Source organism: Micromonospora sp. NPDC050686 (assembly GCF_040654475.1).
GTDB lineage: Bacteria > Actinomycetota > Actinomycetes > Mycobacteriales > Micromonosporaceae > Micromonospora.
This window is the reverse complement of sequence record NZ_JBFAID010000003.1, coordinates 66,943-85,055: the sequence shown is the minus strand read 5'-3', so window position 1 is coordinate 85,055 and position 18,113 is coordinate 66,943. Positions and strand designations below refer to the sequence as shown.

The window sequence follows — 18,113 nt, the reverse complement described above, 5'->3', positions numbered from 1 at the left end:
TCGCGCTCACCAGTTCGCCCCCGGGTGGGCGCGGTGCAGCACCTGCATCTCGGCCAGCAGGTACGACAGGTGCTCGGTGTGCACGCCGTCCCGGCCGCCACCCGGCGCCCAGCCGTCGGCCGGCCGGGTCAGCGTCGCCTCGTCCAGTACCGCGGCGACGGTGGCGTCGAAGTCGGCCCGCAGGGTGGCCGGGTCGACCGGTGCCGCCGGGTCCGCCGCGAACATCTCGTGGACGTACGGCCAGACCTCGTCCACCGCCGCCTGCATGCGCCGGTGCGACTCCTCGGTGCCGTCGCCGAGCCGCTTCACCCAGAGCGCCGAGTGGTCCAGGTGGTACGCCGACTCCTTGCGGGCCTTCGCCCCGATCGCGGCCAGCCGCTCGTCGGCGCACCCGGCCAGCGCGGTGTAGAGCGGCAGCTGGTACGCCGACAGGAAGAACAGCTTGGCCATGGTGACCGCGAAGTCGCCGTTGGGCAGCTCGACCAGCAGGCAGTTGCGGAACTGCCGGTCGTCGCGCAGGTACGCCAGCGCGTCCTCGTCCCGGCCGGCGCCCTCCAACTCGCCCGCGTACGTGAGCAGCAGGCGGGCCGCGCCGAGCTGGTCGAGGGCGATGTTGGCCAGCGCGATGTCCTCCTCCATCTCCGGCGCGCGGGAGGTCCACTCGCCGAGCCGCTGCGCCGCGAGCAACGCGTCGTCGCCTAGGCCGAGGGTGAAGTCGAAGAGCGCGCTCGCAGGGCCGCTCTCCGTTCCCGACTGCGGGGCTCGCAGAACCGGCTCGCTCCTCGCGCTCACAGGGCCGCTCTCCGTTCCCGACTGCGGGGCTCGCAGAACCGGCTCGCTCCTCGCGCTCACCGGGCCGCTCTCCGTTCCCGACTGCGGGGCTCGCAGAACCGGCTCGCTCCTCGCGCTCACAGGTGGGCCACCCCCTCCGGGACCTCGTAGAACGTCGGGTGGCGGTAGACCTTGTCGGCGGCCGGGTCGAAGAAGGCGTCCTTCTCGTCCGGGCTGGACGCGGTGATCGCGCTCGCCGGCACCACCCAGATCGACACGCCCTCCTGCCGGCGGGTGTAGACGTCCCGGGCGTTGCGCAGGGCCAGCTCGGCGTCGGGGGCGTGCAGGCTGCCCACGTGGGTGTGCGACAGCCCGCGCCGGGCCCGGACGAAGACCTCCCAGAGAGGCGAATGACTGCTCACGCTGCGACCTTCTCCTTCTGCCTGGCCGCCCGCTTCCCGGCGTACGCCGCGGCGGCCTCCCGGACCCAGGCGCCCTCGGTGTGGGCGCGGCGCCGGTGCTCCATCCGCTGCCGGTTGCACGGGCCGTTGCCCTTGATCACCTGCATCAGCTCGTCGTAGTCCGGCTGGGTGTAGTCGTACGCCTGCCGCTCGTCGTTCCAGCGCAGGTCGGGGTCGGGCAGGGTCAGCCCGAGCACCTCGGCCTGGCCGACGCACATGTCCACGAAGCGCTGGCGCAGCTCGTCGTTGGAGAAGCGCTTGATCTTCCAGGCCATTGACTTCGCGGAGTGGGTCGAGTCGGCGTCCGGCGGGCCGAACATCGCCAGCGACGGGTACCACCAGCGGTCCACCGAGTCCTGCGCCATCGCCTTCTGGCCCGGGGTGCCGTGCGCCAGGGTGTGCAGGATCTCGTAGCCCTGCCGCTGGTGGAACGACTCCTCCTTGCAGACCCGGATCATCGCCCGCGCGTACGGCCCGTACGAGCAGCGGCAGAGCGGCACCTGGTTGACGATCGCGGCGCCGTCCACCAGCCAGCCGATCGCGCCCACGTCGGCCCAGGTGAGGGTGGGGTAGTTGAAGATCGAGCTGTACTTCTGCCGGCCGGACAGCAGCAGCTCGACCAGCTCGTCGCGGTCGATGCCGAGGGTCTCCGCGGCGGCGTACAGGTAGAGGCCGTGACCGGCCTCGTCCTGGACCTTGGCCAGCAGGATCGCCTTGCGCTTCAGCGACGGGGCCCGGCTGATCCAGTTCCCCTCCGGCTGCATGCCGATGATCTCGGAGTGCGCGTGCTGGGCGATCTGCCGGATGAGCGTGCGGCGGTAGTCGTCCGGCATCCAGTCGCGCGGCTCGATCTTCTGGTCCGCCTCGATCACGTCGGCGAAGTAGGCGTCGAGGTCCTCGCCGGGGGCGACCCCGGAGCGCCGGGCCCGGGCCGCCGCCTCGCGCAGCGCCGCCTCGGCGGCCTCGACCTCACCGAGCAGGCCGCCGCCGGGCGGGTCGTCCGGGGCGGGGAAGTCGTTGCCATACATGGAGACAGTGTTACAGCTCGACGATCAGCACGCCAGAGGCGTGTAACAGGATTCCGGTGACCGGAACCGCTGGGACGGCGGGCACCTCGCGGGGACTCGGAGCGCCCGACCGGTGTGACGTCGGCCACTTTCAGAAGGTGAATCCTCCCAAGCATGGCAAAGCCACTCTTTTTCCCGTGCTCCGGGCCGTCCCAGGCGCGTCGGACCCTGGTGCGTCGCCCGTCCGGACGTAGACTTCCGGGCCAGAACGATCGGCTCCTGACGATCGCCAGCCCGGCGAAGGCCGCGTCCCCCGGCCGGTCAGGCCGCACATTTCGCCACAGCCGCCGGTCCCCCCGGCCCCGACATCTGGAGTTCACCCGCTCATGCGACCTCGCATGACCCTGGCGCTGGCCGCGGCCGCCCTGCTCGCGGGCGGCGTCGCGGTGGCTCCCACCGCGTACGCCCGGCTGGTCGGCGACGACGTCGTCACCGGCAACGGCGCCGCGGACCGGGTGGCCGTGCCGCAGGCCACGGTGACCGGCCCGGCCACCCTGGCCGCCGGCCCGGTCTCGGTGGACTTCGACGGCGAGTTCTTCTCCTGGGCGCTGCTGGACCGCACCACCGGCGGGATCTCCGGCGCGGCGAACATGACGTTGACCAGCTCCACCGAGTCGATGATCAAGGTCTGGTTCGCCGCGGACTACCTGCGCGGGCTCGGCGACCAGGAGCCGCCCGAGGAGATGCGGCAGAACGTGGTCACCGCGATCCGGGACAGCAACGACGACGCGGCCAACGTCCTCTACAAGGCGGCCGGCGGCCCCGCCACCATCGACCGGATGATCTCCACCTGCGGGCTGACCGACACCCGTCCCGGCACCGTGCCCGGCTACCTCGGCTGGTGGAGCTTCACCCAGATGTCCCCCCGCGACGCGGTACGGCTGGGCGACTGTGTCGCCGGCGGCCGGGCCGCCGGGCCGAATTGGACCGGATTCGTGCTGGACGAGATGTCGAAGGTTCGCGGCTCGGTCGAGGAGCAGCAGAAGCGCTTCGGCGGTGGTCGATGGGGCATCATCGACGGGTTGCCCCCGTCGATCACCGATCGGACCCGGGTCAGCATCAAGAACGGCTGGACCCCGTTGCAGTACGACAGCAACTGGCACGTCAACTGCCTCGCCGTGACCGACAAGTGGAGCCTCGCAGTGATGATGCGGTACCCGACCGAACAGGGTCTGACGTACGGCGCGAAGGTCTGCGCCAGCGTGGCCACCCAGCTGGTGACCGCGCAGCCCGGCGCCACGCCGGCGGCGTCGCCGGCCGGGAAGCTCTGATGGCCGGCACCCGGCGCGCCCCCCGGCGACGCAACCGGAACTCGCCGCTGCTGTTCCTGGCGGTCGTGATCACTCTGGTCGGGGTGGCGCTGGTCTCGCTGCGGCTGGTGCCGGGCTCCCCGCTCGCCACCGCCGCGCCGAGCTGGTCCGGCTCGGCGCCGGACCGGTCCACCGGGGCGCCCACCAACCGCAGCTCGCGCCCCTCGCCGACACCCTCGCCCACGCCGCCCCTGGAGCCGCTGCCGTTCCAGGCGCGCTCGCTCGACGGCCTCGGCATCAAGGGCTGGTACTCGTGGAGCGTGCTGGACACCCGGACCGGCACGTTCATCGGTTCGAAGAACATGACGCAGACCAGCACCACCGCCTCGATGATCAAGTCGTGGATCGTGGCCGACTACCTGCGCCGTACCACCGAGCAGGGGAAGACGCCGAGCGACGCCCGGCTCGCCGACGCCACGAAGGTCATCCGGGACAGCGACAACACCCGGGCCGAGCAGTTCTACAACCTGGTCGGCCGGACCCCGTCGATCAAGCGACTGATCTCGAAGTGCGGCCTGACCGACAGCAAGCCGGCCGCCGACGGCGGCTGGAGCCGGACCAACCTCTCGCCCCGCGACACGGCCCGGATGGGGCTCTGCATCAAGGACGGCCGGGCCGCCGGGCCGAAGTGGACCAAGTGGCTGCTCAACGAGATGCGGCAGGTCAACGCCCCCGGCGACTTCGGCATCCGCAAGGCGTTCCCGGCCGCCGAGCGCAAGACCATCGCCATCAAGAACGGCTGGATCGACCGGCAGCGCGAGCAGGAGATCCACATCAACTGCCTGGCCATCGGCGACACCTGGACGATGGGCGTGATGGTCCGTTACCCGATCGGTCTGGGCTACGACTACGGCATGCAGAACTGCCAGCGCATCACCAAGGCCCTGCTCCGCCCGGCCGTCTGAGCCCGAACCCGGCGCGGTCGGGCGGTCAGCCAGCGAAGAACTCCGGGCCGCCCTCGGGCAGCGGCGGGACCTCGCCCATCGCGGCGGCTCGGCGGGCGAACTCGCGCAGCCCGGCGACCTGGCGCTCGCCGAGCGAGAAGTCCAGCGCCCGGAAGTACGTGGCCAGGGTCGCCGCGTCGAACGGTTCCCAGCGGGCGCCCGCCTCGGCCACCTGGTCCAGCTCGGCGAGACAGAGGTCCCGGGAGCGCAGGAACGCCTCGTGCACCTCCTTGACCAGGCCCGGGTGAGCGGCGGCGAAGTCCCGGCGTACCGCCCAGACGGCGAAGACCATCGGCAGCCCGGTCCAGTCCCGCCAGGCCTGCCCGAGGTCGGTGACCTCCAGCCCGCGGCGGGGCGCCTCGTAGAGCGCGCGCAGCGCCACGTCGCCGATCAGCACCCCGGCGTCGGCCTCCAGCAGCATCTGGGTCAGGTCGGGCGGGCAGCGGAAGTACTCCGGCCGCACCCCGTACCGCTCGGCCAGCAGCAACTGCGCCAGCAGCACCCCGGTACGCGAGGTCGAGCCGAGCGCAACCCGGGCGCCGTCCAGCTCGGCCAGCGGCCGGGTGGAGACCACGTTGACGGAGAGCACCGGCCCGTCGCTGCCGACGGCCAGGTCGGGCAGGAGCAGCAGCTCGTCGGCGTGCCGCAGGTACTCCACGTGGGAGATGGGGCCGATGTCCAGATCGCCGGCGACCAGCGCGGCGCTGAGCCGGTCCGGCGAGTCCTTGTGCAGGTCGACGTCGATGAGGGCACCGGAGCGCATCAGGCCCCAGTAGATCGGCAGGCAGTTCAGGAACTGGATGTGCCCGACCCGGGGGCGCGCGACGCGATCGACCATGACTTGACCGTATCCCCGTCGCCCGGCGCGGGCTCACCGGGCGGCCCCGGGAGTGGCCAACTCCGCATCGCCGGTGGCGGCCGGCGGCGCCGCGCTCTCCCCGGCCTGCCGGACCGCCCGGGCGGCGAACGGCACGAACGTCGCCACCACCAGCAGGCCGGCGACCCCGAGGCCGGCGATCACCGGCCGGGGCGGCAGCACCGTCAGCAGCGCGCCACCGATCAGGTAGCCGGCCATCGAGCCGCCCTGCACCGCCGCGCCGTTCACCGCGTACGCCCGGCCACGTGCCGCCTCCGGCACCCGCCGGGCGGTGAGCAGGTTGGCGAAGACGTTGTCGACGCCGTTCGCCGCCCCGCCGACCAGCCAGAGCGGGATCAGGAACGCGGCCGTCGGGACGAACGCGGCGAACACCACCATCAGCGCGCAGCCGCCCAGGGTGGTGAGCACCCCGTAGACCAGCGCGCCGTCGGAGGTGAGCCGGCCGGCCAGCCGGGCGGCGAGCCAGCTCCCCGGCAGCATGCCCGCCATCCAGGCCGCGCCGACCAGGCCGTACATGGTGGTCGAGGAGGACAGGGTCTCCCGGATGAAGAACACCTCGATCACGTTGATGCCCCCGATCGCGGTGATCACCGCCGCGGTGGTCACCACCATGGCCAGCATCAGCGGGTCCCGGCGCAGCCGCCACACCGGCGTCGGGCCGCCCACCGCCGCTGCGGCGGAGGTCCGCCGACCGCCCCGGCGGGTGCGCAACAGCAGGCCCGCGCCGACCAGGGCCAGGTAGCTCGCGGCGTCCAGCAGCAGCGGCACCCGGGTGCCGAACTGGCCGACCAGCAGGCCGGCGAGCGCCGGTCCGCCGAGCGCGCCGACCGAGACCGCGGTCTGGTGGATCGCGCTGGCCCGGGGCAGGTCCGCCGGCCGGACCATGGTCGGCAGCAGCGCCGCCAGGCAGGGCTGGGTCACCGCCAGGCCGCAGGCGAGCAGGCCGATCAGCGCGACGATGAGGAGCGGGTGCTCGGCGTACGCGAGCAGCAGGCAGACCCCGGACTGGAGGACGCCCACCGTGATCAGCAGCGTCCGGCTGTCCCACCGGTCGGCGAGCCGCCCGGTCAGCGGCGCGAGCAGCACCAGCGGGAGCGTGGCCGCGAGCAGCAGGCCGGAGACGGCGAGCCCGCTGGCGCCGGCGCCCTGGAGGGCGAGCGCGAGGGCGGTGGCGGCAAGGAACTCGCCGCAGATCGTGGTGCCGCGGGTGACGGCGGCGATCCAGACGTCGGCCCAGCGCGAATCGCCAGTTGTGAAGGACATATTTCGAAAATAATCCTTCACAACTGATCCACACAAGACCTGCGGCTACGACAGCGGCAGCACCTTGTACTGAGCGGCCACCAGGCGCGCGCCCGCCGGGGCGTCGCCGCGCCGGTCCCGCTGCCGGTACGGGGCGAACAGCGCCAGCACCTTCTCGTTCAGCTCGGCCAGGTCCGCGGCGGTGAGCAGCAGGACGGTGTCGCTGAACAGCGCCGTCTCGTACCACTCGGGCGGCTCGTCCCCGGCGCGCCGGAACCAGTCCCGGGTCCGCTCGGCGTCCCGGGCCAGGTGCGCCTCGACCAGCGCCACCTCGGCGGCGCGCGCCTCCGGGCCGGCCGCCTGGCCGGCGTCGACGAAGTAGCCCCGGCCGGCGCTGCGCCAGACCCGCTCCCGCGCGTCCCCCCGGCTGGCCGCCTGCTCGACCAGCCCCGACCTGGCCAGCTCCCGCAGGTGATAGCTGGTCGCGCTCGGCGACAGGCCGACGATCTCCGCGCACTCCGTGGCGGTCGCGCCGCCGTCCAGCGTGCTCAGGTATTCCATGATCGAGATCCGGGCCGGATGGGCCAGCGCGCGCATCACCTGCGGGTCGCTGATCGTCACCCGGCGCGGCTCGCGGCGCGCCTCCGTCATGCCCACATGATCCCGCTTCGCCGGGCCGGCGGGAAATGCTCTGGAAGCGTGGGGCGCGGTCGACTAACGTTGACGACCGCCTGACGGCCGGGGTGAGACAGCACCGCAGCGGACGTCCCGCGCCGGGCGCCGGCCATCCGCCCCGGAGACGCGAGCGAGCAGCGAGCCATCCGTGAGGATCAGACGTGTCCCCAACCGATCTCGACACCGACCTCCAGGCGGAGCGCGCCCACCTGGACGCCTCCCGCGCCGCCCTGCGCCGGATGCGCGACCGGGCCGAGGCGCTCTTCGCCACCGGCAACAAGGTAGCCGGCGACGCGTACACCGCCGAACAGCTCGGCCGGCACATGGCCCGCCGGGTCAAGGAGCTGGCCGACGACCCGACCACCCCGCTGTTCTTCGGCCGGCTCGACTTCGGCGAGCTCGATCCGGACCACGCCGGGCGGGAGTACCACGTCGGACGGCGGCACGTCACCGACGACCTGGGCGAGCCGCTGGTGCTGGACTGGCGAGCCCCGGTCTCCCGGTCGTTCTACCGGGCCAGCGCCCGCGACCCGCAGGGCGTCGCCGTCCGGCGCCGGTTCGGCTTCAGCACCGGGGTGCTCACCAGCTTCGAGGACGAACACCTGGACCGCGGCGAGGAGCGGGGCACCGCCAGCCGGATCCTCACCGCCGAGATCGAGCGGCCCCGGGTCGGGCCGATGCGGGACATCGTCGCCACCATTCAGCCGGAGCAGGACGAGCTGGTCCGGGCCGACCTGGCCGACTCGATCTGCGTGCAGGGCGCGCCGGGCACCGGCAAGACGGCGGTCGGGCTGCACCGCGCCGCGTACCTGCTCTATCTGCACCGGGAACGGCTGCGCCGGTCCGGGGTGCTCATCGTCGGGCCGAACCGGGCGTTCCTGTCGTACATCGCGGCGGTGCTGCCCGCGCTCGGCGAGGTCGAGGTCGAGCAGGCCACGGTGGAGGACCTGATCGCCCGGGTGCCGGTCCGCGCGGTCGAGGACCCCGCCGTGGCGGCGCTCAAGCACGACGTACGGATGGCCGAGCTGCTGCGCCGGGCGGTCGACGCGCACATCGGCGCGCCCACCGAGCCGATCATGGTGTCGGACGGCTCGTTCCGCTGGCGGATCGGCCTGGACCCGCTGCACCGGCTGGTCGAGGAGACCCGTGCCGAGGGGCTGCCGTACGCCACCGGACGCGAGCGGGTCCGAGCCCGGGTGGTGGGGCTGCTGCAACGCCAGGCCGAGGCGCGGCGGGCGGAGTCCCCGAGCGACGCCTGGCTACGCCGGATGGGCAAGGCCACGCCGGTGACCACGTTCCTCGACGCGGTCTGGCCAGCGCTCACCCCGGACGGGCTGCTGCACACCCTGCTCGGCGACCCCGACCGGCTCGCCGCCGCCGCCGACGGGCTGCTCACCGGGCAGGAGCAGGAGCTGCTGCTCGCCGGGCCGACCCGGGGAGCCGGGACCAGGCTCGGCCGCACGCCGAAGGCGACCAGGTGGACGGCCGCCGACGCGGTGCTGGTCGACGAGGCGGCCGGGCTGATCGAGCGGCCGGCCGGCTTCGGGCACGTGGTGGTGGACGAGGCGCAGGACCTCTCCCCCATGCAGTGCCGGGCCATCGCCCGGCGCAGTGAACACGGCTCGATCACCCTCCTCGGCGACCTGGCCCAGGGCACCGCCCCGTGGGCCGCCCGGGACTGGCGGGAGACCCTGGCCCACCTGGGCAAGCCGGACGCGACGGTGGTCCCGCTCAGCGTCGGCTTCCGGGTGCCCGCCGTCGTGGTGGCGTTCGCGAACCGGCTGCTACCCGCGCTCGCCGTCGACGTACCCCCGGCCGAGTCGCTGCGCCGCGACGGGACGCTGGACGTGCGTACCGTCGAGGAGCTGGCGGCGGCGACGGTGGCCGAGGTCCGGGCGGCGCTGGCACACGACGGCTCGGTGGGGGTGATCGCCGCGGACAACGAGGTGGACCGGCTCCGGGCGGCCCTGGCCGCCGCCGGCGTGGAGACCGCGACCGCCGACGACGTCGAGGCCACGGCGCGGGTCACCGTGGTGCCGGCGACCCTGGTGAAGGGCCTGGAGTACGACCACGTGGTGGTCGTCGAGCCCGCCGCGATCGTGGCCGCCGAGCCGCGCGGCCTGCACCGGCTGTACGTGGTGCTGACCCGGGCGGTGTCCCGCCTCACCGTGCTGCACACCACCCCCCTCCCCACCCCGCTCGGATGAAAGGAGGCGGCCCCGCTTAACGCATTCCGTATAGGCGGGGGCCCCTCCTGACACCTCGGGCCGGGTCAGCGCAGGGCCGCGGCGATCGCGCGCAGCGGCGCGCCGGACTCGGCGATGGGCACGGTGAGGGCCACCCAGGAGCCGTCGGTGAAGTCGATCCGCAGCCGCTTCGGATTGAGCCGGTGCCAGCCGACCCGGGCCCCGGCGACCTCCCCCCGGGACGCGGACCAGACGATCTCCATGCCGGCCAGCTCGGCGTCGTGGCCCCGCCGGGAGAAGAGCGCGACCCGGCCGGTACGGCAGATCAGCAGCCGGCGGTCGGTGACCGCGACCAGGGTCTCCCGCAGCCCCGGCCCGTGCCCCGCCAGCCAGTGCCGGTGCACCAGCCAGGACGCGGCCGAACCCCGGGCGCCCCGGCCGGCCACGCCGTAGACGACCCGGTCGACGAGCCGGTCGCCCGCCTCGAAGACGACGGCGGGCGACAGTACGCTCAGCAGCCCGCCCAGCACCCGGTAACGCAGGCCGCCGGACACCGGGGTACGCGGGGGCTGCGGCGCGTCCCGTGGCTCCTTCGGGCGTACCCCGTTCGCCAGTTCCGCCTGCGCCACGCCGAGCACCCGCTCACCCGGCTCGACCAGCTCACGCAGCCGGTCGGGGTACCGGGTCGGCGTCATCGGGTCACCGCCTCGACCCGGTCAAGCACGGTCATGTCGCCCTCCTCCGGTCCACATCAGACGATGATGCCCGGCACGACGGAGGGCGGCACGACGGGGGCGGGTGGCGGCGGGACGCTACAACGGTGGGCGGCACACTCGACGGACCGCAACCCCAGGGAGCCACCATGATCCTCGCGCGCGCCGAGCAGGTCACCCGCCGGTACGGCGACGTCGTCGCCCTGGACCGGGTCGACCTGGCGGTCCGGGCCGGCGAGGTCGTCGGCCTGCTCGGGCCGAACGGCGCCGGCAAGAGCACCCTGATCAACCTGCTGGTCGGCCTGCGCAAGCCGTCCGCCGGCCGGGTCGAGTTGTTCGGCGGGGACCCGCGCGACGCGGCGTCCCGGCGCGCGCTGGGCGTCACCCCGCAGGAGACCGGGCTGCCCGGCACGCTGCGGGTCGTCGAGGTGGTCGACTTCGTCTCCGCGCACTTCCCGGACCCGGTGCCCCGCGCCGAGCTGCTCGACCGGTTCGACCTCGCCGACCAGGCACGCCGGCAGACCGGCGGGCTCTCCGGCGGCCAGCGTCGCCGGCTCGCGGTGGCGCTGGCCTTCGTCGGCCGGCCCCGGCTGGTGGTGCTCGACGAGCCGACGACCGGGCTCGACGTGGCGGCCCGGCACACCCTGTGGGAGGCCGTCCGCGCCTTCCACGCCGAGGGCGGGACGGTGCTGCTGAGCAGCCACTACCTGGAGGAGGTGGAGGCGCTGGCGCAGCGGGTGGTGGTGATCGGCCGGGGCCGGGTGCTCGCCGACGACACGGTGGACGCGATCCGCGGCATGGTGGGCGTACGCCGGGTCAGCCTGTCCGCCGACCAGCTGCCGGAGCTGCCCGGGGTGGTCAGCGCGGCGCGCACCGACGGCCGTATCCACCTGCTCACCGCCGACGCCGACCAACTGGTCCGCGACCTGGTCGCCACCGGGGTGGCGTTCCGCGACCTGGAGGTACGGTCCACCTCGCTGGAGGAGGCGTTCCTCGCCATCACCGAGGGCGACGCGCCGCCCGCCACCACCGTCACCGCCTGAGGAGGTACGACGTGCGGCTCGCCCTGCTCCACGCCCGCTACCAGCTGCTGGAGATCCTCCGGGTCCCGATCGCGGTAGTGGGCAGCATGTTCTTCCCCGCCGCGGCGATGCTCTTCTTCGTGGTGCCGTTCGCCGGCGACGACCCGGTCGGCGCCACCTACGCCACCGCCGCGATGGTCACCTTCGCGGTGCTGAGCGCCAACGTCTTCCAGTACGGCATCGGGGTCGCCGAGGACCGCGACCAGCCGTGGAACCCGTACACCCGGACCCTGCCGGCCGGGCCGGGCCCGCGGCTGGCCGGCCGGATCCTGGCCGGCCTGGCGCTGACCTACCTGGCGATGCTGCCGGTGGTGGTGATCGCGGCGGTGGCCACCGCGGCCCGGGTGAGCCCGGTGCAGTTCCTGCTCGGCGCGGTCGGCGTCGCCGCGGTGTCGGTGCCGTTCACGCTGCTCGGGCTCGCGATCGGCTACTCGCTGCCGAGCAAGGCGGCGATCGTGGTCGCGCAGGTGATCTTCTTCCCGCTGGCGTTCGGCGGCGGCCTGCTCTCCGGGCCGGACGACGCGCCCGGGTTCGTCAAGGTGATCGCGCCGTACCTGCCCAGCCGGGGTGCGGTGGAGCTGATGTGGGCGGCGGTCACCGACTGGCGTCCCGACCCGGTGGCCCTCGGCATGCTCGGCGTCTGGATCGTGGCGCTGGCCGGGCTGGCCGGGTGGGCGTACCGGCGGGACGAGGGCCGCCGGTTCAGCTGACGTTTTGTCTGATTCCTCCGCGCCCGCCGTCGTTACAGTGCCACGATGCCGGCAGGGCGTGCCGTCCGGGCCGCCCCCGGCCGAGAGGGGTCCTCGTGAGCGCCATCGAGCCCGGCACGCCCTGCTGGGCCGACCTGGCCACCCCCGACCTGGCCGGCACGAAACGCTTCTATTCCGAGCTGTTCGGCTGGACCGGGCGGGTGGCGCCGCAACCGGAGGCGGGCGGCTACACCACCTTCCTGAAGAACGACCGGGCCGTCGCCGGGGCCGGCCCGCCGGCCACCGCCGACCAGGTGCCGATCTGGTCGACGTACGTGGCCACCGACGACGCCGACCTGGCGGCCACCCGGGTCGAGGCCGCCGGCGGTCAGGTGCTGATCGCCCCGTTCGACGTCCTCGACCAGGGTCGGATGGGCGTCTTCAGCGACCCGGCCGGCGCGGTGTTCAGCGTCTGGCAGCCGATGCGGATGCGCGGGGCGGAGCTGTTCGACGCCCCCGGGGCGATGTGCTGGAACGAGCTGGTCAGCCCCGATCCGGAGGGCGCGAGGGTCTTCTACGAGCTGGTCTTCGGCTGGCACCCGGAGAGCCTGCCGGCGGACGGGACCGAGTACACCCGCTGGCGGTGCGGCACGCGCATCGTGGCCGGGATGATGCCGCCGCTCGGCGACGGCTACCCGGACGACCTGCCGGCGTACTGGTCGGTGTTCTTCGCGGTCGCCGACGCGGACGCCACCGCGGCCCGCGCCGCCGAGCTGGGCGGCACGGTCCTGGTCCCGCCCCGGGACCTGGCGCGCGGCCGTACCGCCGCCCTCCGCGACCCGGCCGGCGCACTCTTCTCGGTCACCGCCCTCGCCCGCTGATCCCACCCGCACCCCCGCGGCACCCGCCGCGGCGGCGGAGGTGTTAACCGGGGCTTCCGCCCATACGGAATGCGTTAACCGGGGGCCCCGCCTTTCACCTCGGGCGGACCGGGACCACCAGCGGGCCGTGGGTGCCGGGGATGACCCGGACGTGGGCGCGGTAGTGGGTGGCGAGCAGCTCCGCGGTGAGCACCTCGGGCGGCGGGCCGGCCGCCACGACCCGGCCGGCGGCGAGCAGGACCAGGCGGTCGGCGTACTCACCGGCGACGGAGAGGTCGTGCATGGTGGCGAGCACGGTCAGGCCGTGCTCCCGGCGGAGCTGGTCGACCAGCTCCAGCACCTCCTGCTGGTGGCCGATGTCCAGCGCGCTGGTCGGCTCGTCGAGCAGCAGCAGGGTGGCGCCCTGGGCGAGCGCCCGGGCCAGGAACACCCGCTGCCGCTCGCCACCGGAGAGGGTGGCCAGCTCCCGGCCGTGGAAGGCGTTCAGGTCCAGCCGGTCCAGCACGTCGTGCACGGCGGCCAGGTCGGCGGCCGACTCCCGGCCGAGTGGCGGGATGTACGGGGTGCGCCCGAGCAGGACGTAGTCCAGCACCGACATGCCGGCGGGCACCACCGGGGACTGCGCCACGGTGGCCACCACCCGGGCCCGCTCGCGGGGCTTCAGGGCGCGCAGCGGCGTACCGAAGAGGGAGACGGCGGGGCCGGTGGGCAGCAGGCCGCCGACGGCGCGCAGCAGGGTCGACTTGCCGGCGCCGTTCGGGCCGATCACGGTGACCCACTCGCCGGGCGCGACGGTCAGGTCGACCCCGGTCAGGATCGGCGCCCGGTCCAGGGTCACCCGCAGGTCGCGGACCTCGATGGCGTTCGGGGCCGGGATGCTCACGGGAACACCCGCCGGGCGGTGCGCAGGACCAGTACGAAGAACGGGCCGCCGAGCAGCGCGGTCACCACCCCGATGGGGATCTCCTGCGGGGCGGCGGCGGTCCGGGCCGCCACGTCGGTCAGCGCCAGGAAGGCGCCGCCGAAGAGCATGGACAGCGGCAGCACCACCCGGTAGCTGGAGCCGGCCAGCAGCCGGACGGTGTGCGGCACGATGATGCCCACGAAGCCGATCAGCCCGGAGGCGGAGACCGCCGCGGCGGTGCCCAGCGACGCGGCGGCGATCAGCAGGTAGCGGGAGCGCTGCGGGTGCAGGCCGAGGCTGGTGGCCTCGTCGTCGCCGAGGGAGAGCACGTCCAACTCCCGCCGGTGCAGCAGCACCACCACGGCGGTGACCAGGAAGTACGGCAGCACCAGCCGGACGTCGGACCAGCCGGCGGTAACCAGCCGCCCGAGCAGCCAGGAGTAGACCGGCTGGATGGTGTCGGCGTGCCGCTGGAGCAGCCAGGTCTGGCCGGCGGCGAGGAACGCGGAGACCGCCACCCCGGCCAGGATCAGCGTGGCCGGGGAGCGGTCCCGACCGCCGGCCGCGCCGAGCAGGTAGGTCAGCGCCACCGCCCCGAGCGAGCCGACGAAGGCGGCCAGCGGGACGGTCAGCGACATCCCGGTGAACCCCTCCGCGTTGGCCCCGAGGACCATCGCGACGGTCACCGCCAGCCCGGCGCCGGCCGCCACCCCCAGCAGGTACGGGTCGGCCAGCGGGTTGCGGAACACCCCCTGGTACGCGCCGCCGGCCAGCGCCAGCAGCGCGCCGACCAGCAGCCCGAGCACCGCCCGGGGCAGCCGCAGCTCGGTGACGATGACCGCCTCGCTGGCGGTCAGCCCGCTGTCCAGGTGCACCCCGGGCAGCAGGTTGAGCAGTTCGACGGCGACGCTGCCCGGCGGCAGGCTGACCGGGCCGAGCGAGACGCCGGCCACCAGCGCGACCAGCACGGCGCCCACCCCGACGGCGAGCCAGCGATTGCGCAGTCCCGCCGGCCGGGACGCGGCGGGGCGCGTCCCGGCCGGCCGGACGGGTGTCTCGGTGGTCACCGGCGCACCGTCACGCCGGCACCTTGGCGACCGCGTCGACGATCGCCCGGACGTGGTCCACGACGCGCGGGCCCCAGCGCGAGGCGATGTCGTCGTCGAGCGCGATGACCTGGTTGTTCTTCACCGCTTTGAGGTCGGCCCAGCCGCTGCGGGCCTTGACCGTCTCCGGCGTCTGCTGGCAGCACTTCGTGTCGGAGAGGAAGATCAGGTCGGGGTCGGCCTTGATGATCACTTCCTGGGACAGCTGCGGGTAGCCGGCCGCCTTGCCGTCGGCGTCCGACGGGTCGGCGATGTTCTCCAGCCCGGCCAGCGCGTAGAGCGAGCCGATGAAGGTGGCGCTGGTGGCGGTGTAGAACTCCGGGCCGAGCTCGTGGAAGTAGGTCAGCTTCGTCGACCGCTGCGGCAGGTCCTTGACCAGCTTGGCGATGTCGTCCTTCATCCGGGTGGTGAGGTCGGCGGCCTCGGCCGGGTGGCCGGTGAGCGTGCCCAGTTCGGTGAGCTGCCGGTACGTGTCGTCCAGCGTCTTGGCCGCCGGGGTCTGGAACACCGGGATCTTCAGCTTGGTGAGCTGGTCGACGATCTTGTTCCGGTCGTCGGAGAGCACCACCAGGTCGGGGGCCCTGCCGGCGATCGCCTCGGCGTTCGGCTGAAACGACGAGATGTCGCTCTTCGGCACCTCGGGCGGGTAGTTCGACTGGTCATCGACCGCCGTGACCTGCGGGCCGGCGCCGATCGCGAAGAGCATCTCGGTGGCCGCCGCCGACAGCGAGACGATCTTCTCGGGCCGCTTCTCCAGCGTCAGGTCGCCGACGGTGGCCGGGAAGCTGGCGGCCGGGGAGCCGCCGCCGGCCGCGGGGGTGGGGTCGGCGGCCTGCTCGGCGCAGCCGCCGAGGGTCAGCGCGGCGGCCGCGAGCAGGGCGGTGAACACCCGGGGGGTACGTCTGGACATCGGTCCTCCTGTCGGTCGAGGAGCGTGGTGCTTCGCCGACAGGGCTGCGATGGCCGCCCGTCCGCGAGGCGCCCTTCCTCGAGAGCGCGTGTCGCGACCGCGCCGCAGGCGACCTGGCTCGTCCGCACCGCCGCCGGCCGGGGGCCGGTTGCGATGGGGCATCACAGTTGCGGGACAGCGCCGGTTTCCCACCGGCTTCGCTGCGGAACGGTCGGTAGCACCGTAGCGCACGCCCGGAGACCGACAAGGGGTGGCGGGGCCCCGGCGGGGGCGGACCGGGGCCCCGCCTCGGGGTTAGGAACTGGTGATGGTGATGTTGTCCACAGCCGCCTCGACCAGGCTCGCGGTGGACGCGTCGGCCGTCTCGACCTGGATCCGGACGGACTGGCCGGCGTACGGGGTGAGGTTGAGGTTCGACACCGTCCAGGCGCCGTTGCGGTTGGTGGCCGCCCCGGCGACGTTGAGCAGGGCGGTGGTGCCGCCGTTGTGCAGCACGCTGACCCGGAAGTAGTCGGCCGACGACGAGTTCGAGCCGTGCGCCAGGTACCAGGCCAGTGACAGGGTGAGGGTGCCCGTCGAGGGCAGCGTCACCGCCGGCGACCGGGCGCTGGTCACCCCGCCGTCGACGTCGTAGTCACCCGCGGCGGTGCCGGCCAGCCGGCCGGTGACCAGGTCGTTGCTGCCGGCGTACGGGGTGAGCTGCTTGGCCCCCGACGAGGTGGTGGCCTGCGCGGTGCCCCGTTCCCACTGGCCGGCGGTGGCGGTGTCGGTGCCGGCCGGGTTGATCGTCCAGCCGGTCGCCGTCTCGAAGGTGTCCGACCAGACCGTGCTGCCGCCACCCGTGCCGCAGTACTGCGCCTGCTTGCCGATCGCCCGGTACGGGCAGTCGGCGTACTCGGAGAGCAGCAGCACCGCCTCCCGGTTCCGGGAGGTCTGCGCGGGGATCACCTCGTCGGGCGGGTAGAAGCCGCCGCCGCTGGCCGAGCCCGGGTACATCTCGAAGGTGTACGCCCAGATGCCGTGCACGCCCCACATCCAGTCGATGCTGGTGCCGTCGGCGATGTAGAGGTCGCTGGACTGTTCCGGGGTGTAGCTGTTGGTGGCCGCCAGCTGCCGGCCGATGGTGGCGAAGGTGTTGTTCTGGTCGGCGCTCATCCCGGTGGCGGTGTCGCTGTAGGTGTAGCCGTACGGCCAGAGCACCAGCTGCGAGTAGGTGTGGAAGTCGATGTTCGCCTTGATCTGCTGCACCCCGCCGACCACCCGGCTGTTGACGAAGTTGCGCAGCGCCTGTGTCTCCGGGGCGGAGAAGGCCGACGGGCCGCGGTAGGTCTCCGACGAGGTGGTGCCGGACGAGCCGCCGCAGCAGCCCCACTGGTACGACCAGTTCCGGTTCAGGTCGGTGCCCACGTTCGAGGAGCCGCTGTTGGGCTGCCGGTTCTTCCGCCACGACCGGTACGACCCGGTGGCGATGTCGTACTCGCTGCCGTCCGGGTTGACGGTGGGCACGATCCAGATCTCCCGGGAGTTCACGATGTTGGTGATCCGGGAGTCGCTGCCGTAGCTGTCGGTGAAGAGGTTGAGCAGGTAGATCGCCATCTCGACGGTCAGGTGCTCGCGGGCGTGCTGCTGGGCGTTGAAGAGGATCTCCGGCTCGTTCTCGTCGGTGCCGACGTTGTCGGAGATCTTCACGGCCATCAGGTCGCGGCCCTCGTACGAGGTGCCGATGCTGATCTTGCGGGCGATGGCCGGGTGGTCGGCGACCGCCTGGTTCACCACGGCGGTCAGCTCGGCGTAGTCGTGGTAGTTGGAGTCGGCCGGCGGGAAGGCGAGTGTGCCGACGTCACCGTCGGCGCGCCGATCCGGGGTGGCCTCGCGCTCCAGGGTGAAGCCGAGGCGCGCGATGGCGGCGGCCTCGGCACGGGTCGCCGAGACGTGCAGCTTGCCGTGCTCGACGAAGTCGACGGACGCGCCGGTCCGGGCGACGGCGTCCCGGTCGGCGAGGGTGCGCGGACCGACGACCCGGTAGCCGACGGCGGCCGGCTCGTCGGTCCGGTCCGGCGCGGGTCGCGCGGAGGCCGGGGTGGCGGCGACGGTGACGACGCCGAGCCCGGCGGCGACGAGCAGCGCCAGGCGCCTGCGAAGGGTGGACGTGCGGAGGGCCATGGAAAACCTCCTCGGGGTACGGGAGATCCCGTTGTGCGCACACTCCACCAGCAGTCACCTCACCAGATCAATATCCATCACTGTCTGAGGTCATCCCGACCGGATCCTCACTTCGGCAACAATTTTCCTCCG

General features: G+C 73.5%; 17 protein-coding genes and 1 riboswitch. Of the genes, 6 read left to right on the top strand and 11 right to left on the bottom strand.

What is annotated here, in order from left to right:
* Positions 1–6: 6 nt before the first annotated feature.
* The 3 genes from paaC to paaA form a co-directional block, all read right to left on the bottom strand.
* The gene (gene paaC, locus AB0H57_RS04190; RefSeq protein ID WP_357502833.1) at positions 7–768 is read right to left on the bottom strand and encodes a 1,2-phenylacetyl-CoA epoxidase subunit PaaC; all 762 of its coding nucleotides are present in this window, start codon (positions 766–768) and stop codon (positions 7–9) included.
* 140 nt (positions 769–908) lie between these two features.
* Entirely contained in the window at positions 909–1,193 is a 285-nt protein-coding gene (gene paaB / locus AB0H57_RS04185; RefSeq protein ID WP_357502469.1) for a 1,2-phenylacetyl-CoA epoxidase subunit PaaB, read from the bottom strand.
* A complete protein-coding gene (paaA, locus tag AB0H57_RS04180; protein ID WP_357502467.1) occupies positions 1,190–2,260 on the bottom strand; it encodes a 1,2-phenylacetyl-CoA epoxidase subunit PaaA in 1,071 nt (356 codons plus the stop codon). Before paaA ends, paaB begins: the two co-directional genes overlap by 4 nt.
* A gap of 365 nt (positions 2,261–2,625) precedes the next feature.
* Here paaA and AB0H57_RS04175 point away from each other — a divergent pair, with 365 nt between their 5' ends.
* Together AB0H57_RS04175 and AB0H57_RS04170 are read left to right on the top strand one after the other, a co-directional pair.
* Positions 2,626–3,570 carry a hypothetical protein gene (locus tag AB0H57_RS04175; protein ID WP_357502465.1) on the top strand — a complete coding sequence of 315 codons (945 nt, stop codon included), beginning with the start codon at positions 2,626–2,628 and terminating at the stop codon, positions 3,568–3,570.
* Positions 3,570–4,514, top strand: a complete 945-nt coding sequence (locus AB0H57_RS04170) for a serine hydrolase (protein WP_357502464.1) — start codon at positions 3,570–3,572, stop codon at positions 4,512–4,514. The genes AB0H57_RS04175 and AB0H57_RS04170 overlap by 1 nt, the downstream gene beginning before the upstream one ends.
* A 25-nt stretch (positions 4,515–4,539) precedes the next feature.
* Here the strand turns inward: AB0H57_RS04170 and AB0H57_RS04165 are convergent, their stop codons facing one another.
* From AB0H57_RS04165 to AB0H57_RS04155, 3 genes are read right to left on the bottom strand one after another with little or no spacing between them, the layout of a single operon-like run.
* Positions 4,540–5,391: a menaquinone biosynthesis protein gene (locus tag AB0H57_RS04165; protein ID WP_357502462.1), complete on the bottom strand. Its 852-nt coding sequence runs from the start codon at positions 5,389–5,391 to the stop codon at positions 4,540–4,542.
* A gap of 33 nt (positions 5,392–5,424) precedes the next feature.
* The gene (locus AB0H57_RS04160; protein ID WP_357502460.1) at positions 5,425–6,693 is read right to left on the bottom strand and encodes an MFS transporter; all 1,269 of its coding nucleotides are present in this window, start codon (positions 6,691–6,693) and stop codon (positions 5,425–5,427) included.
* Positions 6,694–6,738: 45 nt separating this feature from the next.
* Complete coding sequence (locus AB0H57_RS04155; RefSeq protein WP_357502458.1) at positions 6,739–7,323, bottom strand: metalloregulator ArsR/SmtB family transcription factor; 585 nt, start codon at positions 7,321–7,323, stop codon at positions 6,739–6,741.
* A 185-nt stretch (positions 7,324–7,508) separates the two neighbouring features.
* Here AB0H57_RS04155 and AB0H57_RS04150 point away from each other — a divergent pair, with 185 nt between their 5' ends.
* Positions 7,509–9,554: an AAA family ATPase gene (locus AB0H57_RS04150; protein ID WP_357502456.1), complete on the top strand. Its 2,046-nt coding sequence runs from the start codon at positions 7,509–7,511 to the stop codon at positions 9,552–9,554.
* Positions 9,555–9,619: 65 nt separating this feature from the next.
* Here AB0H57_RS04150 and AB0H57_RS04145 read toward each other — a convergent pair whose 3' ends face one another.
* Positions 9,620–10,228: a hypothetical protein gene (locus tag AB0H57_RS04145; RefSeq protein WP_357502454.1), complete on the bottom strand. Its 609-nt coding sequence runs from the start codon at positions 10,226–10,228 to the stop codon at positions 9,620–9,622.
* Between the two features lie 167 nt (positions 10,229–10,395).
* Between AB0H57_RS04145 and AB0H57_RS04140 the strand changes: the two genes are divergently transcribed.
* From AB0H57_RS04140 to AB0H57_RS04130, 3 genes are all read left to right on the top strand, one after another.
* Positions 10,396–11,289 (top strand): ABC transporter ATP-binding protein, encoded by an 894-nt coding sequence (locus AB0H57_RS04140; RefSeq protein WP_357502452.1) that lies wholly within the window; start codon positions 10,396–10,398, stop codon positions 11,287–11,289.
* A gap of 11 nt (positions 11,290–11,300) precedes the next feature.
* On the top strand, positions 11,301–12,038 hold the full coding sequence (locus tag AB0H57_RS04135) for an ABC transporter permease (RefSeq protein ID WP_357502450.1): 738 nt from the start codon (positions 11,301–11,303) through the stop codon (positions 12,036–12,038).
* Between the two features lie 95 nt (positions 12,039–12,133).
* Entirely contained in the window at positions 12,134–12,898 is a 765-nt protein-coding gene (locus tag AB0H57_RS04130) for a VOC family protein (protein WP_357502448.1), read from the top strand.
* 94 nt (positions 12,899–12,992) lie between these two features.
* On the opposite strand, the gene AB0H57_RS04125 is transcribed toward AB0H57_RS04130, so the two are convergent.
* The 4 genes from AB0H57_RS04125 to AB0H57_RS04110 all read right to left on the bottom strand — a co-directional run bounded on the left by AB0H57_RS04125 (position 12,993) and on the right by AB0H57_RS04110 (position 17,981).
* Complete coding sequence (locus AB0H57_RS04125; protein ID WP_357502831.1) at positions 12,993–13,775, bottom strand: ABC transporter ATP-binding protein; 783 nt, start codon at positions 13,773–13,775, stop codon at positions 12,993–12,995.
* A gap of 2 nt (positions 13,776–13,777) precedes the next feature.
* Positions 13,778–14,869, bottom strand: coding sequence for an iron ABC transporter permease (locus AB0H57_RS04120; RefSeq protein ID WP_357502446.1), 1,092 nt, complete (start codon positions 14,867–14,869; stop codon positions 13,778–13,780).
* Between the two features lie 10 nt (positions 14,870–14,879).
* Positions 14,880–15,818, bottom strand: a complete 939-nt coding sequence (locus AB0H57_RS04115; RefSeq protein ID WP_357502444.1) for an ABC transporter substrate-binding protein — start codon at positions 15,816–15,818, stop codon at positions 14,880–14,882.
* Between the two features lie 112 nt (positions 15,819–15,930).
* Positions 15,931–16,014: riboswitch (cobalamin riboswitch) on the bottom strand.
* A gap of 98 nt (positions 16,015–16,112) precedes the next feature.
* A complete protein-coding gene (locus AB0H57_RS04110; RefSeq protein WP_357502442.1) occupies positions 16,113–17,981 on the bottom strand; it encodes a M14 family zinc carboxypeptidase in 1,869 nt (622 codons plus the stop codon).
* Between the last annotated feature and the right edge of the window lie 132 nt (positions 17,982–18,113).